Annotated in this window: 20 protein-coding genes and 1 pseudogene; 6 read left to right on the top strand and 15 right to left on the bottom strand. The window is 35.3% G+C overall.

The annotated features are described in order from the left end of the window. The first annotated feature begins 153 nt into the window (after positions 1–153). Positions 154–1,573 (top strand): annotated as a pseudogene (locus C7K42_RS09550) (anion permease). Between the two features lie 5 nt (positions 1,574–1,578). Here C7K42_RS09550 and C7K42_RS09545 read toward each other — a convergent pair. The 5 genes from C7K42_RS09545 to yghU all read right to left on the bottom strand — a co-directional run bounded on the left by C7K42_RS09545 (position 1,579) and on the right by yghU (position 6,939). Further along, entirely contained in the window at positions 1,579–2,403 is an 825-nt protein-coding gene (locus tag C7K42_RS09545; RefSeq protein WP_014125733.1) for a Cof-type HAD-IIB family hydrolase, read from the bottom strand. Positions 2,404–2,541: 138 nt separating this feature from the next. Then, the gene (locus C7K42_RS09540) at positions 2,542–3,675 is read right to left on the bottom strand and encodes an aminotransferase class I/II-fold pyridoxal phosphate-dependent enzyme (protein ID WP_014125734.1); all 1,134 of its coding nucleotides are present in this window, start codon (positions 3,673–3,675) and stop codon (positions 2,542–2,544) included. A gap of 24 nt (positions 3,676–3,699) precedes the next feature. Then, positions 3,700–4,434, bottom strand: coding sequence for an amino acid ABC transporter ATP-binding protein (locus C7K42_RS09535; RefSeq protein WP_014125735.1), 735 nt, complete (start codon positions 4,432–4,434; stop codon positions 3,700–3,702). Positions 4,435–4,446: 12 nt separating this feature from the next. Further along, complete coding sequence (locus tag C7K42_RS09530) at positions 4,447–5,946, bottom strand: ABC transporter substrate-binding protein/permease (RefSeq protein ID WP_014125736.1); 1,500 nt, start codon at positions 5,944–5,946, stop codon at positions 4,447–4,449. Positions 5,947–6,153: 207 nt separating this feature from the next. Then, the gene (yghU, locus tag C7K42_RS09525; protein ID WP_014125737.1) at positions 6,154–6,939 is read right to left on the bottom strand and encodes a glutathione-dependent disulfide-bond oxidoreductase; all 786 of its coding nucleotides are present in this window, start codon (positions 6,937–6,939) and stop codon (positions 6,154–6,156) included. Between the two features lie 203 nt (positions 6,940–7,142). Between yghU and C7K42_RS09520 the strand changes: the two genes are divergently transcribed. Then, on the top strand, positions 7,143–8,246 hold the full coding sequence (locus C7K42_RS09520) for a 5-methyltetrahydropteroyltriglutamate--homocysteine S-methyltransferase (protein WP_103083641.1): 1,104 nt from the start codon (positions 7,143–7,145) through the stop codon (positions 8,244–8,246). 161 nt (positions 8,247–8,407) lie between these two features. Then, entirely contained in the window at positions 8,408–8,938 is a 531-nt protein-coding gene (locus C7K42_RS09515; protein ID WP_103083640.1) for a type 1 glutamine amidotransferase domain-containing protein, read from the top strand. Positions 8,939–9,249: 311 nt separating this feature from the next. Here C7K42_RS09515 and C7K42_RS09510 read toward each other — a convergent pair whose 3' ends face one another. Together C7K42_RS09510 and C7K42_RS09505 are read right to left on the bottom strand one after the other, a co-directional pair. Beyond that, positions 9,250–10,017, bottom strand: a complete 768-nt coding sequence (locus C7K42_RS09510; protein ID WP_061841242.1) for an aminoglycoside adenylyltransferase domain-containing protein — start codon at positions 10,015–10,017, stop codon at positions 9,250–9,252. 63 nt (positions 10,018–10,080) lie between these two features. Continuing rightward, positions 10,081–10,398 (bottom strand): MazG nucleotide pyrophosphohydrolase domain-containing protein, encoded by a 318-nt coding sequence (locus C7K42_RS09505; RefSeq protein WP_094244128.1) that lies wholly within the window; start codon positions 10,396–10,398, stop codon positions 10,081–10,083. 86 nt (positions 10,399–10,484) lie between these two features. On the opposite strand from C7K42_RS09505, the gene C7K42_RS09500 reads away from it, so the two are divergent. Beyond that, positions 10,485–11,045, top strand: a complete 561-nt coding sequence (locus C7K42_RS09500; RefSeq protein ID WP_103099542.1) for an LOG family protein — start codon at positions 10,485–10,487, stop codon at positions 11,043–11,045. 57 nt (positions 11,046–11,102) lie between these two features. Here the strand turns inward: C7K42_RS09500 and C7K42_RS09495 are convergent, their stop codons facing one another. Further along, positions 11,103–12,206 carry an alpha/beta hydrolase gene (locus C7K42_RS09495; RefSeq protein WP_180991187.1) on the bottom strand — a complete coding sequence of 368 codons (1,104 nt, stop codon included), beginning with the start codon at positions 12,204–12,206 and terminating at the stop codon, positions 11,103–11,105. Between the two features lie 36 nt (positions 12,207–12,242). Next, entirely contained in the window at positions 12,243–12,695 is a 453-nt protein-coding gene (locus C7K42_RS09490; RefSeq protein ID WP_094244126.1) for a helix-turn-helix domain-containing protein, read from the bottom strand. A 172-nt stretch (positions 12,696–12,867) separates the two neighbouring features. On the opposite strand from C7K42_RS09490, the gene C7K42_RS09485 reads away from it, so the two are divergent. Both C7K42_RS09485 and C7K42_RS09480 read left to right on the top strand, forming a co-directional pair. Continuing rightward, on the top strand, positions 12,868–14,229 hold the full coding sequence (locus C7K42_RS09485; protein WP_124175420.1) for an IS4 family transposase: 1,362 nt from the start codon (positions 12,868–12,870) through the stop codon (positions 14,227–14,229). A 234-nt stretch (positions 14,230–14,463) separates the two neighbouring features. Then, entirely contained in the window at positions 14,464–15,225 is a 762-nt protein-coding gene (locus C7K42_RS09480; protein WP_014125746.1) for a MerR family transcriptional regulator, read from the top strand. A 153-nt stretch (positions 15,226–15,378) separates the two neighbouring features. Here C7K42_RS09480 and C7K42_RS09475 read toward each other — a convergent pair whose 3' ends face one another. From C7K42_RS09475 to C7K42_RS09450, 6 genes are all read right to left on the bottom strand, one after another. Beyond that, complete coding sequence (locus C7K42_RS09475; protein ID WP_014125747.1) at positions 15,379–15,870, bottom strand: CvpA family protein; 492 nt, start codon at positions 15,868–15,870, stop codon at positions 15,379–15,381. A 343-nt stretch (positions 15,871–16,213) separates the two neighbouring features. Continuing rightward, positions 16,214–16,855: a uracil-DNA glycosylase gene (locus C7K42_RS09470; RefSeq protein ID WP_014125748.1), complete on the bottom strand. Its 642-nt coding sequence runs from the start codon at positions 16,853–16,855 to the stop codon at positions 16,214–16,216. A 246-nt stretch (positions 16,856–17,101) separates the two neighbouring features. After that, on the bottom strand, positions 17,102–17,797 hold the full coding sequence (locus tag C7K42_RS13195; RefSeq protein ID WP_014125749.1) for a LysM peptidoglycan-binding domain-containing protein: 696 nt from the start codon (positions 17,795–17,797) through the stop codon (positions 17,102–17,104). A gap of 342 nt (positions 17,798–18,139) precedes the next feature. Next, on the bottom strand, positions 18,140–18,457 hold the full coding sequence (locus C7K42_RS09460) for a hypothetical protein (RefSeq protein ID WP_041591861.1): 318 nt from the start codon (positions 18,455–18,457) through the stop codon (positions 18,140–18,142). A gap of 104 nt (positions 18,458–18,561) precedes the next feature. Next, positions 18,562–19,143: a TetR/AcrR family transcriptional regulator gene (locus tag C7K42_RS09455; protein WP_014125751.1), complete on the bottom strand. Its 582-nt coding sequence runs from the start codon at positions 19,141–19,143 to the stop codon at positions 18,562–18,564. A gap of 231 nt (positions 19,144–19,374) precedes the next feature. Beyond that, a complete protein-coding gene (locus C7K42_RS09450) occupies positions 19,375–20,373 on the bottom strand; it encodes an isocitrate/isopropylmalate dehydrogenase family protein (RefSeq protein WP_014125752.1) in 999 nt (332 codons plus the stop codon). Between the last annotated feature and the right edge of the window lie 11 nt (positions 20,374–20,384).

Genomic DNA, 20,384 nt, shown 5'->3' with positions numbered 1-20,384 from the left:
TTAACATCATGATTTTAGTATGATAATAATTGTTACTATTTCCAAAAACCATAACATAATAAATAGATAAATTCATATAATTAAATGTAACATGAAAAAGTGTTATATTAATTTTAAAAGGAAAATTTTTGTTTAAAGGAAGGAAATTTATCGTTGTTATTAAGTAAAGAACAATACAAAAAGTTTCTATGGCCAGTACTTGTAGGCCTCATTTTATGGTCTTGCACACCGCTACGTCCAGTAGCTTTAACTACTTCAGCTTGGCAAATGTTTGCCATATTTGTAGCTACAATCGTCGGTTGTATTACACAACCTTTACCTATCGGAGCAGTTTCTATTATTGGTTTTGTCGCTGCCACTTTGACAAGGGTAATTGATATTGATACAGCGGTTGCCGGGTTTGGTAATAGCAGTATTTGGTTAATTGCGATGGCCTTTTTTATTTCACGAGGATTTATTAAAACAGGGCTTGGAAAAAGAATCGCGCTTAATTTCGTCTCCTTATTTGGTAAAAGAACACTGAGACTAGCTTATTCAATTATTGGTGTTGATTTAGTTTTAGCTCCAGCAACACCAAGTAATACAGCACGTGCTGGCGGCGTCGTTTATCCGATTATTAAATCCTTGGCCGACGCATTTCATTCTAGTCCAAACGATGAAAGCCGCAAAGATATAGGGGCTTTTTTGATGTTTGCAGAATTTCATGGTGATACCATCACTTCAGCTATGTTTTTGACTGCTATGGCTGGAAACCCACTGGCACAAGCATTTGCCAGCGATGCTAATATTAACATTAGTTGGATAACTTGGTTTTTAGCTGCTTTACTTCCAGGCATTGTTTCTCTAATAGTTATCCCTTTTTTTATTTATAAAATATATCCGCCAAAAATCAAAGAAACGCCTAATGCTAAACAATGGGCGGATAAGCGGTTAAAAGATATGGGGACATTTTCTCTTCCAGAAAAAATGATGAGTATAATTTTTATCTTAGCACTTATCTCATGGATGACCAGTAGTTTAACTGGCATAGACGCTACCTTAACAGCCTTTATTGCGTTAGCTTTATTATTACTCACAGGCGTTTTAAACTGGCAAGATGTTTTACAAGAAACGGGGGGCGTGGAATACGCTAACCTGGTTCTCTGTTTTAGTTATGATGGCCACCCAATTAAATGAGTTAGGATTTATTCCATGGTTTAGTCACTTAATCGTTTCTAATCTAGGCAATATGAATTGGTTCCTTGTTTTATGTTTATTATGTGTGATTTATTTTTATAGCCATTACTTATTTGCTAGCGCAACAGCCCATGTTAGTGCAATGTATGCAGCTTTACTAGGTGTAGCTTTAGCAGCTGATGTCCCGGGGCAACTAGCAGCATTGATGCTTGGATTCTTTGGTAGCTTGGTTAGCTCTACGACCCATTATTCATCAGGACCCGCACCGATTTACTTTGGTTCAAAATTTGTGACCCAATTTGAATGGTGGAAAATGAACTTCATTTTAGGGCTCGTTTATATTATCATTTGGCTTGGTGTAGGAACCGCATGGACCAAAATTATCGGCATTTGGTAAGACTTTTATAAAACATAATCTCGAATCGCTTGAGAAGCGCCATGTTCGTTGTTATTACAAGTTACGACCTCGGCGCTTTCTTTAACTTTCTGTGGTGCATTACCCATAGCCACGCCGACCCCGGCCAAAGCTAACATAGGAATATCGTTAAAATTATCTCCAATAGCCATAGTATGAGCTAAAGAAATGCCATAATGCTTAGCAACTTCAGTCAATGCTTTTTCTTTAGAAACTTCTTTTGCTGTGAGTTCTAAATAGTTATCCTTAGATAAATAAAACGAACTATATTTTAATTCCAAGCTTTGTAAAAATTCATATAACTCTTGAATTATTTCTGCCTCTTCCACTAATAACAATTTATGAATGGACACATTTTCTTCTAATAACAGTGTTTGTAAGTTATGTTCTTTTGGTGTTTCATTGGTAATTGATGCTTCAATATCAACCCATTTGTCCCATTTATCCGTAAGCCATTGCTTACCTGAATATAAATTGATCGATACTTGTGGAAAATATTTTTTTATCCCATTTAACACCAATTTTGCTTCTTCTTGCTCTACCAAATGTTCATTGATTGTTCGATAACTATTTTGTGTCCCTTCCAAAATAAGTGCACCATTATAGCAAACAATAGGATTCCTTCCTATATCAAGTTCTTCAGCTAAAGGAAACATACCAAGAGGAGACCTTGCAGAAGCTAAAACAAAGGGAATTTCTTTTTCTTTCAAGTATTGTATACTCTCACTTAAATTTTCATCAGCAAGGTGCTGATCGTTCAAAATTGTGCCATCAATATCACTCATCACCAGTTGGATTTTAGGAAAATTCATCAATAAAAAACCTTTCTTTTTTTATACTTTTTTGTTTCTTTCATTCCTACTGTAACATGATTAAGAACACAAAAAAGATGGAAACAAAATTTCATAAAAAAACCAGGAGCTATTCTTGAGACCAGTAGCTCCTAAGCCTTACTGCTTTAATTTTGTTAAAAAAACGGAAATACGCTCTAAACCTGCAAGCATTTTTTCTTCTGGCTCTCGAGCGTAGCCCATACGAAAGCATTTTTCTAAATCAAATACAAAACCTGGCATTAGTAATACACTTTTTTCTTCAATAATCTTTGCACAAAATTCTTCTGAGGATAAATTACTTTCGAAATAAGGCAAAGCGACTGTTCCGCCTTTAAAAGGTGCGTAACTTAATTTAGGCTCTCCATCTAGCCATTTCTTAAATAAGGCCGCTCTTCTTTGTGTAATTTCCATATTTCGTTGTTGTACGGCATCTTTGTGTTTTAAAGCAAGGGATGCGACATATTCATCGATACCGCCATTACTGATCATGGTATAATCACGATAAACATGTACATCTTGCATAAATTTTGCATCACGACAAGCAATCCAGCCTAAACGGACTCCTGCCATCGCAAAGGCTTTGGACATACTGCCTAGACTGATTCCTTTTTCGTATAAGTCAGCGACAGAAGCTGAAAAGCCCACATCATGAGTCAGGCCTCGGTAGGCTTCATCACAAATTAAATAGGAATCATTTACTCTGGCGATTTCTACCATTTTTTCCAATCTTTCATCCGTCATAACATCTCCGGTTGGGTTATTCGGATTATTAAAGACAATCGCCTTGGTTTGAGGGGTAACCAAAGCAGCTAATTTATTTAAATCAAGTACATACCCGCTTGCTGTTTTTTCCAAAAACACGTAGTCCATCTTCGCGCCAATCGATTCTGGCACAGAATAAATTTGCTGATAAGCTGGCAGTATTGCCACTACATGGTCACCAGGTTCAACGACCGTCACCATGGTGAGGTGGGAAGCCCCTACTCCACCATTTGTTGAAATCACCTGTTCTTTTTGTATTGTTTGATATAAACTGGCAATTCCCAAACGATATTCAGGACGTCCTTCAATTGACCCGTAATTTAGTTTCAAGGAAAATAGGTCTTCTTTCACTTTTTCTTCGTCTTCTCCGGTTATTTCCAACAACTCATTGATAGAAAGCGGCATAATTGAGGTGCTTGTCAGATTATAGTCAACCGTTGTTTCATATTTTGATAGCCAACGTTCAACACCAAAGGGTTTAATATACATTCTTTCACTTCTTTCCTTTTATTATTAATGTAATACTTTACTTAAAAAATCAATCGTGCGAGGATTTTTCGGATGATCAAAAAGTTCTGTCGGCAATCCTTCTTCCACGATTTTCCCTTCGTCCATGAATAAAACACGATCGCCAACTTCTTTGGCAAATCCCATTTCATGGGTCACAATCACCATTGTCATTCCTTTTCTAGCTAGATCTTTCATTACCTGCAAGACATCTCCAATCATCTCAGGATCAAGGGCGGAAGTTGGTTCGTCAAATAGCATCACGTCGGGTTCCATCGCCAAAGCACGGGCAATCGCAATCCGCTGCTTTTGTCCTCCTGACAAGGAACTGGGATAGGCTTCTGCTTTATCTGCTAGCCCCACTTGTTGCAACAAGCGCATACCATTTTCTTTTGCCGCGTCTTCTTTTTTCAATCCGGCCTTGACCGGAGCAAGACAGATATTTTCCATTACCGTTTTATGCGGGAATAAATTAAAAGATTGAAACACCATGCCTAGCTTCTCTCTTACTTTAAAAATATCAGTTTTAGGGTCTGTCAAATCGATTCCTTCAAATATAATAGATCCTTCTGTTGGTACTTCCAATAAATTTAAGCAGCGTAAAAAGGTACTCTTTCCCGATCCAGAAGGACCAATAACTACGACAACTTCCCCGTTTTGAATGGTTGTATCGATACCGTTTAATACTTGGTTTGTACCAAAAGCTTTGTGTAAATTCACAATTTCCATTAATTCCGACATATCATTTCCTCCTTAACCTTTCGCTGATCTTTCAAGCCTTTTTTCAAGGAGCGAAACTAGCCATGAAACAAACCACGTGATCATAAAGTATATAACTGCTGCAATAAATAAAGATTCCATTGTCCGATAAGTCGCTGCTTTGACCGTGTCAGCCACAAACATTAACTCTGATACAGCGATCACTGAAAGTAAAGATGTTTCTTTGATCATTGAGACAAATTCATTTCCTAAAGCCGGTAAGATATTACGAACTGCCTGTGGCAAAATGATCTCTCTCATGGTAATTCGTCGGTTTAAACCCAAAGAATAGCCAGCTTCCATTTGACCACTATCTACTGCGTTAATCCCGGAACGAATAATTTCAGCAACATAAGCACTGGAATTAATGGCCAATGCAATACATCCTGGAATTAAACGCGCAAGATTGATATCCCAAACATGAATCGCCGGAATTGTCAAAATAGCGGATAGTCCAAAATAGAAAATAAAAACTTGTAGCAAGGCTGGCGTCCCTCGTAATACTTGAATATAGAAAAATGCGATGGTATTGATAAACTTATTGGAAGAAAGGCGCAGCATCGCAACAAAAACTCCCAGTAGTGTCCCCACAATCACACAGACGACTGCAACGCCAATAGTCGTAGCCGCTCCTTTTAAAAACAATGGTCCATAGACTTCTAAGGTATTTCGTGAATCCGTATCTCCTGCTTGCGCCACTTCAATATTTTTTTCTAATAAATCGTCTATTTCGCCACTTTCTTGCATCTCAGCGATAATTTGATTGACTTCTGTAATTAGCGCTTGGCTTTCCTTTGGAAAAGCAATCGTTTGCGCTGTTTCCTCTTCCGGCACTTCAATGTCAATATCTGCAATAGTCAAATTCGGGTAGGTATCTAAATAATTACGAGCAGATAAATAACCAACAACCCCTGCATCTACCGTTCCTGCATTGATTTCGGAAATCACTTCAGGTAATTTTCCTAAAGCAACAGGTCGGGCTTCTTCAATATAATCATTTAAAATTGTTTCTTGTGTCGAACCTTTTTGCGCAGCGACTTCCTGACCTGCTAAAGATTCAATAGAGTTAAAAGTATCCTCTTTATCTTTCGTCGTTAAAATCACAAAGGGTAAGTCATGATAACTATCAGAAAAACTAACCACTTCTTCTCTTTCCGGTGTCGGATTAAAACCCGCTAAAGCCATATCGAATTCGCCTTCTTGTACGCTTGGAATTAATCCATCAAATTTCATGTTGGTACTTTCTAATTCTACGCCTAGTTCTTCAGCAATCCTTTCGGCAACGTCGATATCAAACCCGACAATCTCTTCTTGTCCGTCATTCATTCGGATATATTCTTTCGGCGGATTATCCGCAGAAGTACCGACAGTTAATGTGCCACTATCTAATACATTTTGTAAGGAATTGTCTTCTTGTGCTTGTACCGTTGTTGTAAAAATAAAAAAAATAGATGATAGAAGCAATGTCACTCCTAATAAAAGCTTATTTTTCATAGGATCCTCCTAGCTTTTTGCTTTTGTATAAATATGCAATTTGTTTAGCATTTATTCCACCATCTTTTAAATAATTTACAATTAAAAAGTCTAATTTTTTTGAATTTTTATGCACCGCTTTATTTTATTACGACAAAAAAAGATTAAATAAGCGTTATGTAAGTAATCACTTATTTAATCTTTTCATTGTTGATTGTATTTTTTTAATTATTTAATCGCTTGATATTCTACGTTTATACCACGTTGAACCCCAGGTCTTTGAGCAATACGATCTGTCCATGCTTTTAAGTTTTTATATTCTTTAGCTTTTAAAAACTCGTCAGCATCTCCATATAATTCGCCTTGGACAAGACGTCCGTACCATGGCCAAATAGTCATATCAGCAATCGTATATTCATCACCCATAATAAAATCTTTATCTGCCAAATGTCTATCAAGTAAATCAAGCTGTCTTTTGGTTTCCATTGTATAACGGTCGATTGGATACTCTTGGGCAAATGGTGCATAATAATAAAAGTGTCCAAAACCACCTCCTACAAATGGCGCTGCTCCAGTTTGCCAAAATAGCCAATTCATAAGTTCTGTTCTTTCAGCGAGTGAATGAGGGATGAACTTATCAAATTTGTCAGCTAAATATAGCATAATGGAAGCTGATTCAAATACTCGGATAGGTTCTTCGTGTGAATAATCCACCATCGCTGGAATTTTAGAATTTGGGTTAATTTTGACAAAATCACTACCAAACTGATCTCCTTCGCCAATATTAATTTTATATAAATCGTATTGTGCATCTTTCACGCCAGCTTCTTTTAACTCTTCCAACATAATTGCAACTTTCATCCCGTTCGGTGTCCCTAATGAATAAACTTGTAACGGTTGTTCTCCTACCGGAAGTTTTTGTTCAAATCGACTCCCTGCTACTGGTTGATTGCCAAATTGATTTTTCTCGTCCTGATTCCATTCCCATATTTTTGGAATTGTATAATCTGACATATTACCCCTCCTTGTACTTTTAGTCTATCGACTATTAAATATATTTTAAACCAAGAAGCTCTTTATAATCAACTTTTTCAAAAGGATACTGGTTTTACTTATAAGCCTTGATAGTCTTTAGCTATTTTACAGACATCTTCAATTACCATATAATAAGTATAATTTCCAGATATTATATTGAGAAAAATAAAGGAGTTGTAGCAATGTTAAATATCAAATACGATGTAGTGGGTTCTTTTTTACGTCCTGAAGAAATTAAATCTGCACGTGCTCGCTACTTCAATAGTGAAATCAGTCTAGAAGAATTAAGAAAAGTAGAAGATCAAGCAATTACAGATTTAGTGGAAAAACAAGTGAAACATGGTCTGAATTTCGTTACAGATGGTGAGTTTCGACGTAGGTGGTGGCATCTTGATTGGTTAAAAGAATTTGATGGTTTCTCTACAAAGCACTTTGATAAAGTAATCAACGGCGTGAATAATCATATCGAATTGGGCTATATCCAAGGAAAAATCTTTTACGATAAAAATAAACATCATCCAGAAATCGCAGCTTGGGACTACCTACATCAATTAGCAAATAAATATGAGGGCATCGAGGCAAAAAAATCTATTTCTGGGCCTAATATGATTTTAGTTGACCATTATCTACAATTAGGTATTAAAGATACACCTTACTATGGCGACGATATTGATGCGGTGATCGAAGATATTGCTATAGCTTATCAAACTGCTATTCAAGATTTATATGAACATGGTTGTCGTTATTTACAAATTGATGATACTTCATGGACTTATCTAATTGATGATGAATTCATGAAAAAAGTATCTTCACTCGGTTATACCAAAGATGAAGTATTGGAATGGTTTAGAAAAGTTTCGACAAAAGCCCTAGAAAATAAGCCTGCTGACATGACGATTGCTACTCATTTCTGTAAGGGAAACTTCAAAGGAAATCCACTATTTGCAGGTTCTTACGACTCAGTTGCGGCAGTGATTAGTACCATCCCTTATGATGGCTTCTTTGTTGAATACGATGATGAACGCTCTGGGTCTTTTGAACCCTGGGCAGTTTTAAAGAAAAGTGACGCTACTTTTGTCGCAGGTTTAATCTCAACGAAAAATCCTCGCCTGGAAACACACGATGAAATTAAAGAGCGTTTCCTAGAAGCCAAATCTGTCGTAGGTGATAATATTGCTTTATCCCCACAATGTGGTTTTGCTTCAGTTGAAGAAGGAAATTCGATTGATGAAGAAGTACAATGGAAAAAAATCGATCTTTTAGTTTCTTGCCAAGATTTTCTATAACTTTATCAGTGTATGACAAGTCCAATATACTTTTTCTAAAAAAGCTTTTCAATTGTTGTTCTTTCCATCCTCTGTTAGACTGATTTTAACAGAGTTGATATTAAATTTTACACTTGCTAAGTTTAATATACAACTTATTAAATAAAAATGGAGGGATTAGCTTGCGTTTAGAAAATCATAAAGTTATCTCGCTAGTCGATCATGATTTTGACGATTTAGAACTATGGTATCCAGTTCTTCGCTTGCGTGAAGAAGGTGCTCAAGTAGATTTAGTTGGACAAGAAGCCAAACAAACTTACATTGGGAAAAATGGTGTTCCAGCTGAATCTGATTATGCTTTTGCCGATGTTAACCCTGAAGAATACGATGCAGTTATTGTACCTGGTGGATGGGCGCCGGATAAACTTCGTCGCTTCCCTGAAGTTAAAGAGATTGTAAAACATATGAAAGATAACAATAAAGCTATTGGTGAAATTTGCCATGCTGGTTGGGTATTAATTTCATCTGGTATCTTGGAAGGAAAAACAGTCACAAGTACACCTGGAATTAAAGACGATATGACAAATGCTGGTGCAACTTGGGTCAATGAAGCTGTTGTTACCGACGGACAACTTGTTTCAAGTAGAAGACCTCCTGATTTACCTGACTATTTGCCAGAGCTGATTAAAGTGATGGAAAAATATCATCGTTAAAATACAAATATCTCAAGCTAAAAAGCCGGTTCTAATTCAAATAGAACCGGCTTTTTGCTGTAATTCACAGCGATTCAGCGACCAAAAGAAAGCTGAAGTTGTTGAAGAACAGTACTAGATAATCAGTTGGCCATGCAGTTAAGTGCTATTTCATCTTATATGATTTACTGTAAAGAACTGTCGATAACTGAATGAATGAACCATTACTGGATGGAGCATGGGTTTATTTTAAAAAATGGAGCTCCAGCTGAAAGTAAAGAAATATTTACAGACACTTCATCAAAATTTCAACTTTTTCTTCACATCAATTTTTAAACTGCCCCCCTCTTGTACTCGATATTGTGCAACATTTGATCTGCAAGGTCTTTTGCATATGCCTTATCCACTTGCATCGCATGTTTTGTTTTATAACAATACAATGCTTCTGCAATTAAGGGATGATACTTTGTAGAAATATGCGTCAACCCCCATTTACCACCTTGCTGCTTTGAAAGATATAAACCATCTTCTAGAAATGCCAGTACTCTACACAAATTTAGCACCATATACATTGGTTCATTGACTATATTTTTTCTAGCATTTTTTATATCACACCAGATACTATCTACATAATCTTTTGTTGGTACTTTACCAAACACCTCTTTAATCGGTTCTCCATATAAAACAATTCCACAATGATTTATCATGGTAAAATGAGCTGCAAGATCCTTATCTTTACCTTTCATATTTTCTATATACTTTATTGGATTATGTTTATACTGCTTAACATGCATTTGAGAAAAATGTAATTCAAAAGGCGTTGGATAAACAAATGGATGGCAGTATTTTCTTCGTACAACACTAAATTCCAGTCCCTTTGCTGGTCCTTGTTCGTTTAATTTCATTACATCATCCATAAATTTTATTTTTTGGCTATTCGTGATATTGTTTTCGACTATGATAATTAAATCAATATCGCTCTTTTCTGCATTAAAACAATTCATCGCCATAGAACCATGTAAATATACGCCCGTTAAATGGCTATTAAATACCTCTTTACACTTAGCAGAAAATTCATCAATTAAGCTTTGATAATACAAATAAAGGTCCGCTCCTTTAAAAAAAAAATTGTTTAAAGCATATAATCGTAAATCTTTGATATATTATTTTTCATATCTTGAAAGCAATTTTTCTTTATGAGCTAGCATAATCCTTTCCAAGGAAATATCATACTTATCCGCTATTACAAAAATATTATCTAATACATCTCCTAATTCTTCTATCAAATTTTCTAACTGTTCGTTGTATGCAGAAGTTTTCTCATCTGGTCTATCACGTCCAATTTCTAATGTCCTAATCGCTCGACTGACCTCTCCAACTTCTTCAGAAAGAAAGTTAGAACGTATGAACGGACCATACTGATACCATTTCCTTTGTTTATAAAAATCGCTAATAAATAACTGATACTCACGAATATCCAAATTTAACACCTACTTTTTAGTTTTTTACAATCTAAATTTTCTTCTATGATATACTATTTTTAATGGAAATAGAAGGGAGTTTTTATTTGAATATCACGGTATACAGCGGAGCAAACAGAGGAAACCAAGCGATTTTTGAACAATCTGCTATTGAATTAGGAAGGTGGATCGCTAAAAACAATAATACACTGGTTTATGGCGGCGGAAAGGCAGGTTTAATGGGGAGCTTAGCTGATACAGTTCTTCATTCTGGCGGTAAAGCTATTGGTGTTATTCCTATATTTTTAAAAAATAGAGAACTGGCACACCAAAATTTAACGAAATTATACGTCGTTGAGTCCATGTCTGAAAGAAAAAATAAAATGGCTTCCTTAGCAGAGGCATTTATCGCTCTACCAGGTGGTCCTGGAACTCTGGAAGAAATTACTGAAATGGTTTCTTGGGCAAGAATTGGACAAAATCCCAATCCATGTATTTTTTATAATGTAAATAATTACTATGGTGCAATTAAAAACTTTTACGACAATATGGTAATAAATGAATTTTTAACAAAAGAAGACCGCAGCAAAATTTTTTTCTCCTCTTCTTTTGATGAAATCAACTCCTTTATAGAAAATTATGAGCCTCCTTTAGTCAGACAATATTAAAGAATAAATTATAAAAATGAAGACTGCTTCTCTTTTATTTTATAGGAGAAGCAGTCTTCATTTAGTCAATTGTTTTTTAAAATCAACTAAAACTTTTACGAACTGTTGTGGTTGGTCTTGGTGGATATTATGCATTGATTTAAAACCATCGATCAATTCTGCACCTTCTATGAGTTCTGTTGCATAAGTAGCATCTTTTTCATCCATTGCTGAAAGTAAAATGCCATTATTATCATAGTAACTTGGGGCACTTTCATTACTTGGGGCAACATGAAGTAAAGTTGTCGGGACGCGAATACGAGACAAAGTTTCGGCTTGGTCAAAGTTATCAAACCATGAATAATTATAAAAAGCATCGCCAAAACGCAAATCATATTCCCCTGTCCCATCTTGTATATTAGCAGTTAAGTCATAGATAAGGTTCACAGCTAGTCGAGGCGGATAATACCAAATACGAGGAAGCTGATTCGGATATTTTTTCATGTAAGAAAAAGCAGGTTTTTTTACAATCTTTGCCCAATTGTCTTTTCCATTTTTATTAAAAAAAGTTTGCATGTAATCATGCTCAAGACTATATTTTGTATAATTTTTTTTCGTCTCTTGATACAAGAAATCATGGTTAACTTTAAACCCTTTACCTGCATAAGTATTTTCTGCACGATTTGGTTCGGTTGAAAAAAAGGGCGCATCTTCAATCACAACACCTAGCACATTTTCCGGAGAATTCGCAGAAAGCCAGGCAGTTAAAAGACCACCGGAAGAATGTCCCGAAATAATAACAGGTTTTTTGATCACATTTTCGATAAACCAAATAAGATCATTCCCAATAGCATTAGCAAAATATTTATTGGGATCCTTACTGGAGCCACCATGTCCATAATAATCTACTGCATAAATGTGGTATTCTTTGGCTAAGGCAGGAAGGACTTTTGCATAATCTTCCCAAGATACCATCTGACCATGTAATAGTAATAAAGGTGTATTATTGCTGGAATTTTCTCCATAATTTAAAACAGATCCATCCGGTAAAGTTACTTGTTTTTCATGCATATTTGCTTGTTTGATAAGTTTATCCTTCTTTTTATCATAATTCATATTTTGATAAGCATAAAAAAGAAGTAAGATAATAATTATCGCTAAGATAAAAAATAAAATTGTCATTTTATCCCCCAAAAAAATTTTTAGTTCTCTTGCATATTATTTCGGATAAAAATGATCCAATAAGTCTTGCATTGAATCCATAAAAGTATCGTCAGTCACTAATGCTATTCCTTGCGTTTCATCTCCTAAAACAACCAACTGGCTAGCTGTTTTTAAGCTGAATATTTCTCTTGCTTTTTGGGGAATAATAATTTGTCCTTTTTCATCTATAGTAACTGTACCAAAGAAATATTTCCCTCTTGGAGCAATTGGCATTACTGAAGTTTTTCCATCATAATGTAGTAAATCGTCAATAGTTATGTTATAAAAAGCTGCAATTGCATCACACTTGATAATATCTGGAATGGTTGCACCCTTTTCCCATTTTGCGACTGTTTGTCTAGAAACGTCGAGCTTTTCTGCAAATTCTTCAATTGTCAGATCACAACTTTTTCGTAAAAAAATTAAATTTTTATGGATGTGAATTGACTTATTTACATATTCCGTCATACCCTTACACTTCTTTCCTAGCTTTAGTCTAAATTAACTAAAACTTGAAAGTTCAAAAATACAGTTCATCCCTTGATAAATAAACGTTTTTTTATACAAAAATAGCATGAACCACTCAAATCCTGGTATAATAGAATCAACGAAAAACCACTAACCAAGGAGTGTTCATGCCATGTCAATTATAACACAAAAAACGTCAAATTCAGAAAAAATTTCTACCTCTGTGTCTGATTTTTTTCATCAGTTCCATGTAGCTTCTGCTCTTAAAAAATCGAATGCCGTGCACAGGAAGGGTTTCTCCGTTTCTGTTATTTTTTCGTTCCTATTAGCTTCGATCTTTACCAACGGTTCTACCTATCGGTTTTACCAAAAGCAAAAGGAACAGCTATCATTTTCAGATAAAACATTTCGCAACGTTTTGAATGATCCGCACACTCATTGGCAAAAATTACTGATCTTAGTGGCTAAATCCGTCATTACTTTCCTACGTCCATTGACGGATGATGCCCGAAAGACCACGTTTATCGTGGATGACTCCATGTATTCTCGCTTGAATGCGAAAAAAGTGGCGTGTGCCGCTTTACAATACGACCATGCCAAGAAAAAATATTTCAAAGGATTTCGTTATTTACAATTAGGCTGGAGTGATGGCAACAGCTTTGTCCCCGTCGCTTTTTCCTTGCTCTCCGGGAAAAGAAAGCTCCAATCTGATCTTGATATCGGGGATCAACGCACGAATAGGGGGAAACGTAAAGCTCAAGCGCTTCGTAAAGGCACGGAAGTGACACTGGAACTGCTTCGATCGGCTTTGAACCAAGGGATCCATGCGGATTATGTCTTATTCGATACTTGGTTTTCCAGTCCCAAAATGTTCCAACAGATCCGTGACCTGAAATGCCACTGCGTAGCGATGGTTAAACGTAGTCAAAAGATCTACTACCGTTATCAAGGCCAAAAGATGGATGTCAAAGAAATCTTCAAACGAAATAAAAAGCGCCGCGGTCGTTCTCGCTATCTTTTGAGTGTCCAAGTAGAAGCTGTCGTAGAAGGGAAAATCCTTCCCATTAAGTTGGTATATATTCGCAATCGCAATAAACGAAACGACTATTTGGTCTTAGCTTCGACCGATATCGATCTGACCGAAGACGAGATCATTCAGCTCTATGCTAGACGCTGGTCGGTGGAAGTCTACTTCAAGATGTGCAAACAATACTTAAAATTAGCCAAGTACCAAGGGATTTCTTATGACGGGATCTTTGCGCATACGACACTGGTAGCTATCGGTTATATGATCCTAGCGGTGCAAGAACGTGAAAGTAAAGACGACCGAACGCTTGGCGAGTTATTTTATCTTCTCATTGATGAGCTTTCTGAGCTTTCTGTATCGGAAGCCATTCTGCAATTACTCGTTTTATTCCAAGAAGCTTTTGCGGATGAATATGTTTTGGATGAAGCCGTATTAAATAACATTATCGAACAGTTCCTTGAAAAACTACCTTCCTCTATACAAAAACAGCTCAAGCAAGCAGGTTGAAGTTAATTTTGTGCATGAGATCCTTGGTATACCAAGGGATACGTATCGAAAAGTAGGTTTCAAGTTTTAGTAAATTAAAATAATAATAAAGCAAGCAACCACACTTTACAATTATTGTTAATTCAAGTTAACTAATTAATTGTTCTAAAAATAATAAAAGAGCGTCTAATAAAAAATAACTTGACCTTTACGTTACGTAAAGCCTTATAGTCAAAATTGAAAGGAGGACAAATAATGTCGTATACCATTAAAGACATCGCTGATATGGCCAATATCAGCACAAGAACACTTCGATATTACGATCAAATCGCTTTATTAAAGCCGACAACAATTTCAGCTTCAGGGTATCGCCTTTATGGAGAAAAAGAAATTGATCGTTTACAACAGATACTTCTTTATCGTTCTTTGGGTTTAAAATTAGCACAAATTCAATCCATATTGGATGATCCAACATTCAATACGCTAGCTGCTTTAAAAGAACACCAAAGTAATTTAGAAGAGGAAAGAGAAAAGATTAACCAATTACTAACTACCGTTAAAAAAACGATCCAGTATACAAAAGGAGAAATTAATATGAACACAGCAGAAAAATTTGAGGGATTTAAAAAAGAACGTCTAACTGAAAATGAAAAACTATACGGAGAAGAAATTAGGGAGAAGTATGGCGAAGAAACAATTGAAAAATCTAACAAAAAATTCATGAATCTTAGCAAAGCAGATTTCCAAAAAATGCAAGAAGTAGAAGATGAACTATTCGAAAAACTAGATCAACTAGCTATTTCACAAGATTTAATTTCACAGGAAGCTAAAGAAGTATACAGCTTGCATAGACAATGGCTTATGTATTCCTGGTCAAACTATTCAGCAGAAGCACACAAAGGTTTAGTAGATATGTACCTTGCCGATAACCGTTTTGTCGATTATTACAATAACCGCGCAGGAAAAAATGTCGTTTCAATTTTACATGATGCCATTGTTAAGTATGCTAAAGATTAATACAAAAGTATGATAAAATTTTTACTATCTTAAGGCTAGAAACGATCAAACATTCAATTGGAAAATGATCGCAATTCTTTCTATTATCGCCCTTGTACATGCTAAAAAACGACTTGATATGAACTATCAAGTCGTTTTTTATACGAAAGTTGTTTAAAGTTCTTCTACTTTTTCTGAAAGAACTGGGGTGTCTTCCACAATTTTCTGAGCTAGTGTTGAATCTGAAACAGTTTGTTGCGCAAACGCATTGGGAACAAAAGCAAATAAATTTAATAATAAAAAGACAGCTAAATATACTTTTACGACACCAAACGCACCACCTAACCAGCGATTTAAAATATTCAACAAAGGTAAGCTGGCCAAAAAATTGAGCGACGATCCTATAATACTCCATAAGATTCTTATACCAATAAATAAAATCACAAAAGCAAGTGCTTGATAATAAAATAACTCTGAATTTCCACCGCTTGAGCCGGGAAAAGGAATCCATCGTAAATATGGAGATAGTCTATCAAAATATAAATACGAAACAGCAATCGCAATAATAAAACCGGTTAAGCCGACAACTTGTAATACCAAGCCACTTCTCAGCCCAATAAAGAAACCACCGACTAAAATAAGTAAAATGAGCAACGTTAATATCATTCTAGTTTCTTCCTTTCCTATTTATTGCCAAGGCATTCATCTCTTCTTTTTAAACTTTTATTTCTATGAACCACATTTTACATGCTTATACTGTTATTATGACAAAAATCACAAATTTTTATAGTTTTTATAATTTAATACGGACGTTACTTTTACTGAGTTAGGACCAACAACGAGACTTTTAGCCCCTTCTTAAACTAATTTAGGGCCAATAGCATCACTTATGGCCCTTCCTTAGGTCAACCTTAGGCCAAGCAATCCACTTATGTCCCTTATTTCAGCTACCTTTGGACCAATCGTTTTGCCTTTGGTCTCTCACTAGCTAAATCTAGGGCCAATCATCCTACTTCTTTTTCTTAATAAGTGCAGATAGATTATCCCAATCCTGATCAATTGTTTTTTCTAAATCACGATTATAAAGCATTGCAGCAGGATGATACATTGGATAAATATAATAATTTTCTTCTGTTTTCTCATAATTCTTGCGGTCTTTTGATAACTTATAGATCGGTTGTTGAAGCGTTTGTCCATGGTAATTAGAGACGGTATACTGATTTCCTAATAAGCGATTCATTGCGCTATTTCCCAATGTAACAATAATCTTAGGCGCTATACTCTTTATTTCAAAATCCAAAAATGGCGCGAAAAGTTTGATTTCTGTTTTATTAGGCGTTCGGTTCGGATAGCTCTTTTTTTCCTCCCTGCTCTTATTCGTTCTTTTCTTTACACTATAAGGTCGACTTTTAACTACGCTTGTCATGTAAATATCTTCTCTATGTAAGTTAATTTTTGCAAGGGCTTTATCCAAACCTTTTCCCGCTTGACCGCTAAAAGGGATTTGCGTTTTAATTTCTGTTTGACCAGGCGCTTCAGCTACGAGCATAATCGCAGCATCTTCTGCTCCTCTACCAGGTAAAAACCCTTCTAATTGAAACTTTTTGCTTTGCTCCATAATTTCTTTTTTTAATTTAGTTGGATACTCCATTTTAGATACCTTCTTATTTACTACTTATTTTTATTTTCATTTTTAGTGTCAAAACAACATAAACTATACAAACTATTCCACCTAAAGCAATATCTACCCAATATAATTAAACAAACCAACCTATCATAGCTTCTTCTAATATACAAAATAAACTATGAAAATCTCATTTGTTATTTTAATAAAGCATAAAAAAGCCCTCATCACACAGACAAGGACCTTTTACTATACCATTTATTTATTGCCGAATTACCACCAGTTGTTTTGCGCTCTAAAACTCATGGCTTCTGCCATAGAACCATAACGACTAGTACCGTATTCAATCATACCTTTAGTTTGTTCTTCTACACTACCAGTTCCCCAAGATTCTTTTGTTTGGCCTAAACCTTGATATCCAAGTGGGTTCACTGCATTAGGGTTACCGCCAGATTCTGGCATTACAATAGTGCTCCACATTTCTTCTGTACCACCTGCTGCTAAGAATTGATCTTTTGTAGATCCACCATTAGAACTTGAAGCTTCTTCTGCTGCTGGTTGTTCTGCTTGTGCAGGAGCTTCTTCTTGAACTGGTTCTTCTACTGGTTGTTCAGGTGTTTGTTCTTCTTCAACCGGTTGTGCTGGTTCAGCTGCTTGCGCTTCTTGAACAGGCGCTTGTTGTTCTTGAACGGGTGCTTCTTGTGCAGGTGCAGGCGCTTGTTCACCATTACCATCTGTTGGAATCGTTAATTCTTCGCCAACATAAATCATATTTTTATCTTTAATGTCATTGGCTTCGACGATAGAATCAATTAAGCTTTTGTCTCCAACATATTGCTTAGAAATTTTACCTAATGTATCGTCTTGTTGAATTGTATGAATTTCATCTGCATTTGCACTTGTTGTACCAACTGCGAAAACAGTTCCTGCTGTTAGTGCTGTTCCTAGTAATAATTTTTTAAGTTTCATTAAATAGTACCTCCAAGATTTTTTAACTATGTGGTCTTTCCACGCTCATTAATTTACCATAAATTGAGTTTTCGTGTGTTAAGCGTCAATAACATTTCATTACATTTATAACGAAATGAAAACAAATTGAAATATTTCAGTATATAAACATTGTCAATTCAGCATTTCCCACATATCTACCTATGTAGTTTGTATCTTTTTTTCCAATGAAAAAAATTATTTTTTTTAGAAATTTTCCTTTACAAAGATAAAAATAAAAGTTTTTACGGCAAAAAAATCCTCACTAAAATCATTGCAATGAGGATTTTTATTCATTCCTTTTCATTCATATACTACCCATTTTCACTTCAATAACAAGCTAATCAACCAACCGACAATGGCCAACATTATAATATAGCTGATGAGTGTATTAGCGATACCCATACGAAAGCTCCAAATATATAACGCTAATACAATTGTTGCGACAATAATTGCTGCTATAGTAAGCCATGCGGGCATTTTTAAAACAGCTAAACCGCCAGCGATTAGTACGGCACCACTTACTATTAAACTCAAGAAATCGGATTTTAGAAACTCATTTACTGGAAATTCGACAAAACCCCAGGCATCTACAATTAAACCAACAACCACCATAGTCCAGCCTAGTATCTGTAGTCCCATTATATTCACCCCTTTCATTTTTTAAATCCAATTCTTTTTGAATGAATATTTTATAAATTCATTCATTTAAGTTTAAAATAATTCACCACTGTTTTTAGTGGCGTTTATTTGTTTGCGCTAAGTCCATCCACGATCATATCAGCCAATATTTCTAAAACTTGCGGATAATTATTTGTTCTAATTTCCTCTTTATGATTATCAACAACCACTAGAGCATTAAACAAAGCTAATGTAGTCTTCCTATCAATATCTTGTCGAAACTCGCCGCTTGCTTGCCAACGTTCAATATTTTCAATTAAAAAACTATAAACCAAGCTATCTTGCCAAGCATTTTTATTTTTATCATGATTTGTAATTAGTTGACTCACTTCGGAATTTCGATACCACTCTGCTAAAATCGGATTTTGCTTACTCGTTTGAATGATTGTCGTGATAAATTGCTTGATGATTTCCTTTGGTGGTTGTCTTGTATCGATTTGTGACACAATTTTATATTTAGCTGCTTCATTTTCTGCTTGATAAACTTCATAGAAAATCTCTTCTTTAGAGGAATAGTACTTATAAAACGTCCCCACTGCCACATTTGCTTGTTTTGTTATTGCTGCAATATTCGTTTTCTTAAAGCCTTGTTCTAAAAAGAGCTCTCTAGCTGCAGCAAAAAGTGTCTGTTCTTTATCTATCTGCATCCAATTTTCACCTCTCAAACAATGAATGAATTATTTTTATAATCATTCATTATAATACATTCTTTCTAAGGATTTGTCAATGCGTAAATATAAAAACTACCCGTGTTACATTTTTTTAACCTTTTAGCTGTTATAACTTTATTAAAATAAATGATTTCAAAATAAAAGACCAGAAACAATTTTGATACTGTCTCTGGTCTTTTATAACATTTATTAAGTAAGGCAAAATGATTATCGCTTCATCTGTTGGATCACTGCTTGCGTAAATTGGCTTGTTGTAGCTGTTCCCTTTAAATCGTGTGTAAAATTTTCCGGCTTACTTAATACCTCATTCAAAGCGTGCCGAATATTGTTACTTTCCTTTGTTTTTCCTAAATAATCCAACATCATACAACCACCTAAAATAATCGCAGTAGGGTTGGCTAAATTTTTACCAGCAATATCTGGCGCAGAACCATGGACAGCTTCAAATATCGCCATGTCATCTCCAATATTTGCGCCAGGAACAAGCCCTAAACCACCGATAAGTCCTGCCATTTCATCAGATAAAATATCTCCATATAAGTTTTCTGTCACTACCACATCAAATTGGTATGGATTAATCACTAATTGCATCGCCATATTATCTACTAGAATTTCTTTAAACTCAATCGTTGGAAATTCCTCTGCAATTTCTCGTGCTATTTCTAAAAACATACCATCAGAAAGCTTCATGATGTTGGCTTTTGTCACGACTGTAACACTTTTCCGCTTGTTTTCTTTGGCATACTCAAAGGCACGACGGATAATTCGTTCAGAAGCTTTTCGAGTGATCATTTTTATACTATGCATTTCGTCATCAGAAACTTTTTTCTCTACACCTGCATATAAATCTTCTGTATTTTCTCGAAATAAAACTAAATCCAAATTTTCAAATAATGTTTCTATAGTACCGATAGATTGCACCGGACGGATATTTGCGTATAAATCATATTTTTTTCGTAAACTTACATTTACACTACGAAAACCTTTGCCTATAGGGGTAGTCATAGGCGCTTTTAAAGCCACCTTGTTCTTTTCTAAACTTTTAAAAACACCATCCGGGATAAGCGTTCCCGTTTCTTCATAAACGTCTTCTCCTGCATGAACAATATCCCAAACAATATCAGCACCTGAGGCATCAATTACATCCATTGCACTTTGTGAAATTTCTTTACCGATCCCATCTCCAGTAATCATTGTTACTTTCATATGCTAACCTC

Source organism: Tetragenococcus halophilus subsp. halophilus DSM 20339 (genome assembly GCF_003841405.1).
Lineage (GTDB): Bacteria > Bacillota > Bacilli > Lactobacillales > Enterococcaceae > Tetragenococcus > Tetragenococcus halophilus.
Note: the sequence above shows the minus strand (reverse complement) of the source record. Positions and strands in the feature narration are given on the sequence as shown.

Excerpts from the sequence above, each read along its gene's own strand:
- C7K42_RS09545 (WP_014125733.1), bottom strand. The coding sequence starts at position 2,403 with ATGAATTTTCCTAAAATCCAACTGGTGATGAGTGATATTGATGGCACA.
- C7K42_RS09450 (WP_014125752.1), bottom strand. The coding sequence starts at position 20,373 with ATGAAAGTAACAATGATTACTGGAGATGGGATCGGTAAAGAAATTTCA.
- yghU (WP_014125737.1), bottom strand. The coding sequence starts at position 6,939 with ATGTCAGATTATACAATTCCAAAAATATGGGAATGGAATCAGGACGAG.
- C7K42_RS09460 (WP_041591861.1), bottom strand. The coding sequence starts at position 18,457 with ATGGGACTACAGATACTAGGCTGGACTATGGTGGTTGTTGGTTTAATT.
- C7K42_RS09530 (WP_014125736.1), bottom strand. The coding sequence starts at position 5,946 with ATGAAAAATAAGCTTTTATTAGGAGTGACATTGCTTCTATCATCTATT.
- C7K42_RS09470 (WP_014125748.1), bottom strand. The coding sequence starts at position 16,855 with ATGGAGTATCCAACTAAATTAAAAAAAGAAATTATGGAGCAAAGCAAA.
- C7K42_RS09520 (WP_103083641.1), top strand. The coding sequence starts at position 7,143 with ATGTTAAATATCAAATACGATGTAGTGGGTTCTTTTTTACGTCCTGAA.
- C7K42_RS09480 (WP_014125746.1), top strand. The coding sequence starts at position 14,464 with ATGTCGTATACCATTAAAGACATCGCTGATATGGCCAATATCAGCACA.
- C7K42_RS09495 (WP_180991187.1), bottom strand. The coding sequence starts at position 12,206 with ATGACAATTTTATTTTTTATCTTAGCGATAATTATTATCTTACTTCTT.
- C7K42_RS09535 (WP_014125735.1), bottom strand. The coding sequence starts at position 4,434 with ATGTCGGAATTAATGGAAATTGTGAATTTACACAAAGCTTTTGGTACA.
- C7K42_RS09475 (WP_014125747.1), bottom strand. The coding sequence starts at position 15,870 with ATGATATTAACGTTGCTCATTTTACTTATTTTAGTCGGTGGTTTCTTT.
- C7K42_RS09485 (WP_124175420.1), top strand. The coding sequence starts at position 12,868 with ATGTCAATTATAACACAAAAAACGTCAAATTCAGAAAAAATTTCTACC.
- C7K42_RS09455 (WP_014125751.1), bottom strand. The coding sequence starts at position 19,143 with ATGCAGATAGATAAAGAACAGACACTTTTTGCTGCAGCTAGAGAGCTC.
- C7K42_RS09490 (WP_094244126.1), bottom strand. The coding sequence starts at position 12,695 with ATGACGGAATATGTAAATAAGTCAATTCACATCCATAAAAATTTAATT.
- C7K42_RS09540 (WP_014125734.1), bottom strand. The coding sequence starts at position 3,675 with ATGTATATTAAACCCTTTGGTGTTGAACGTTGGCTATCAAAATATGAA.
- C7K42_RS13195 (WP_014125749.1), bottom strand. The coding sequence starts at position 17,797 with ATGAAACTTAAAAAATTATTACTAGGAACAGCACTAACAGCAGGAACT.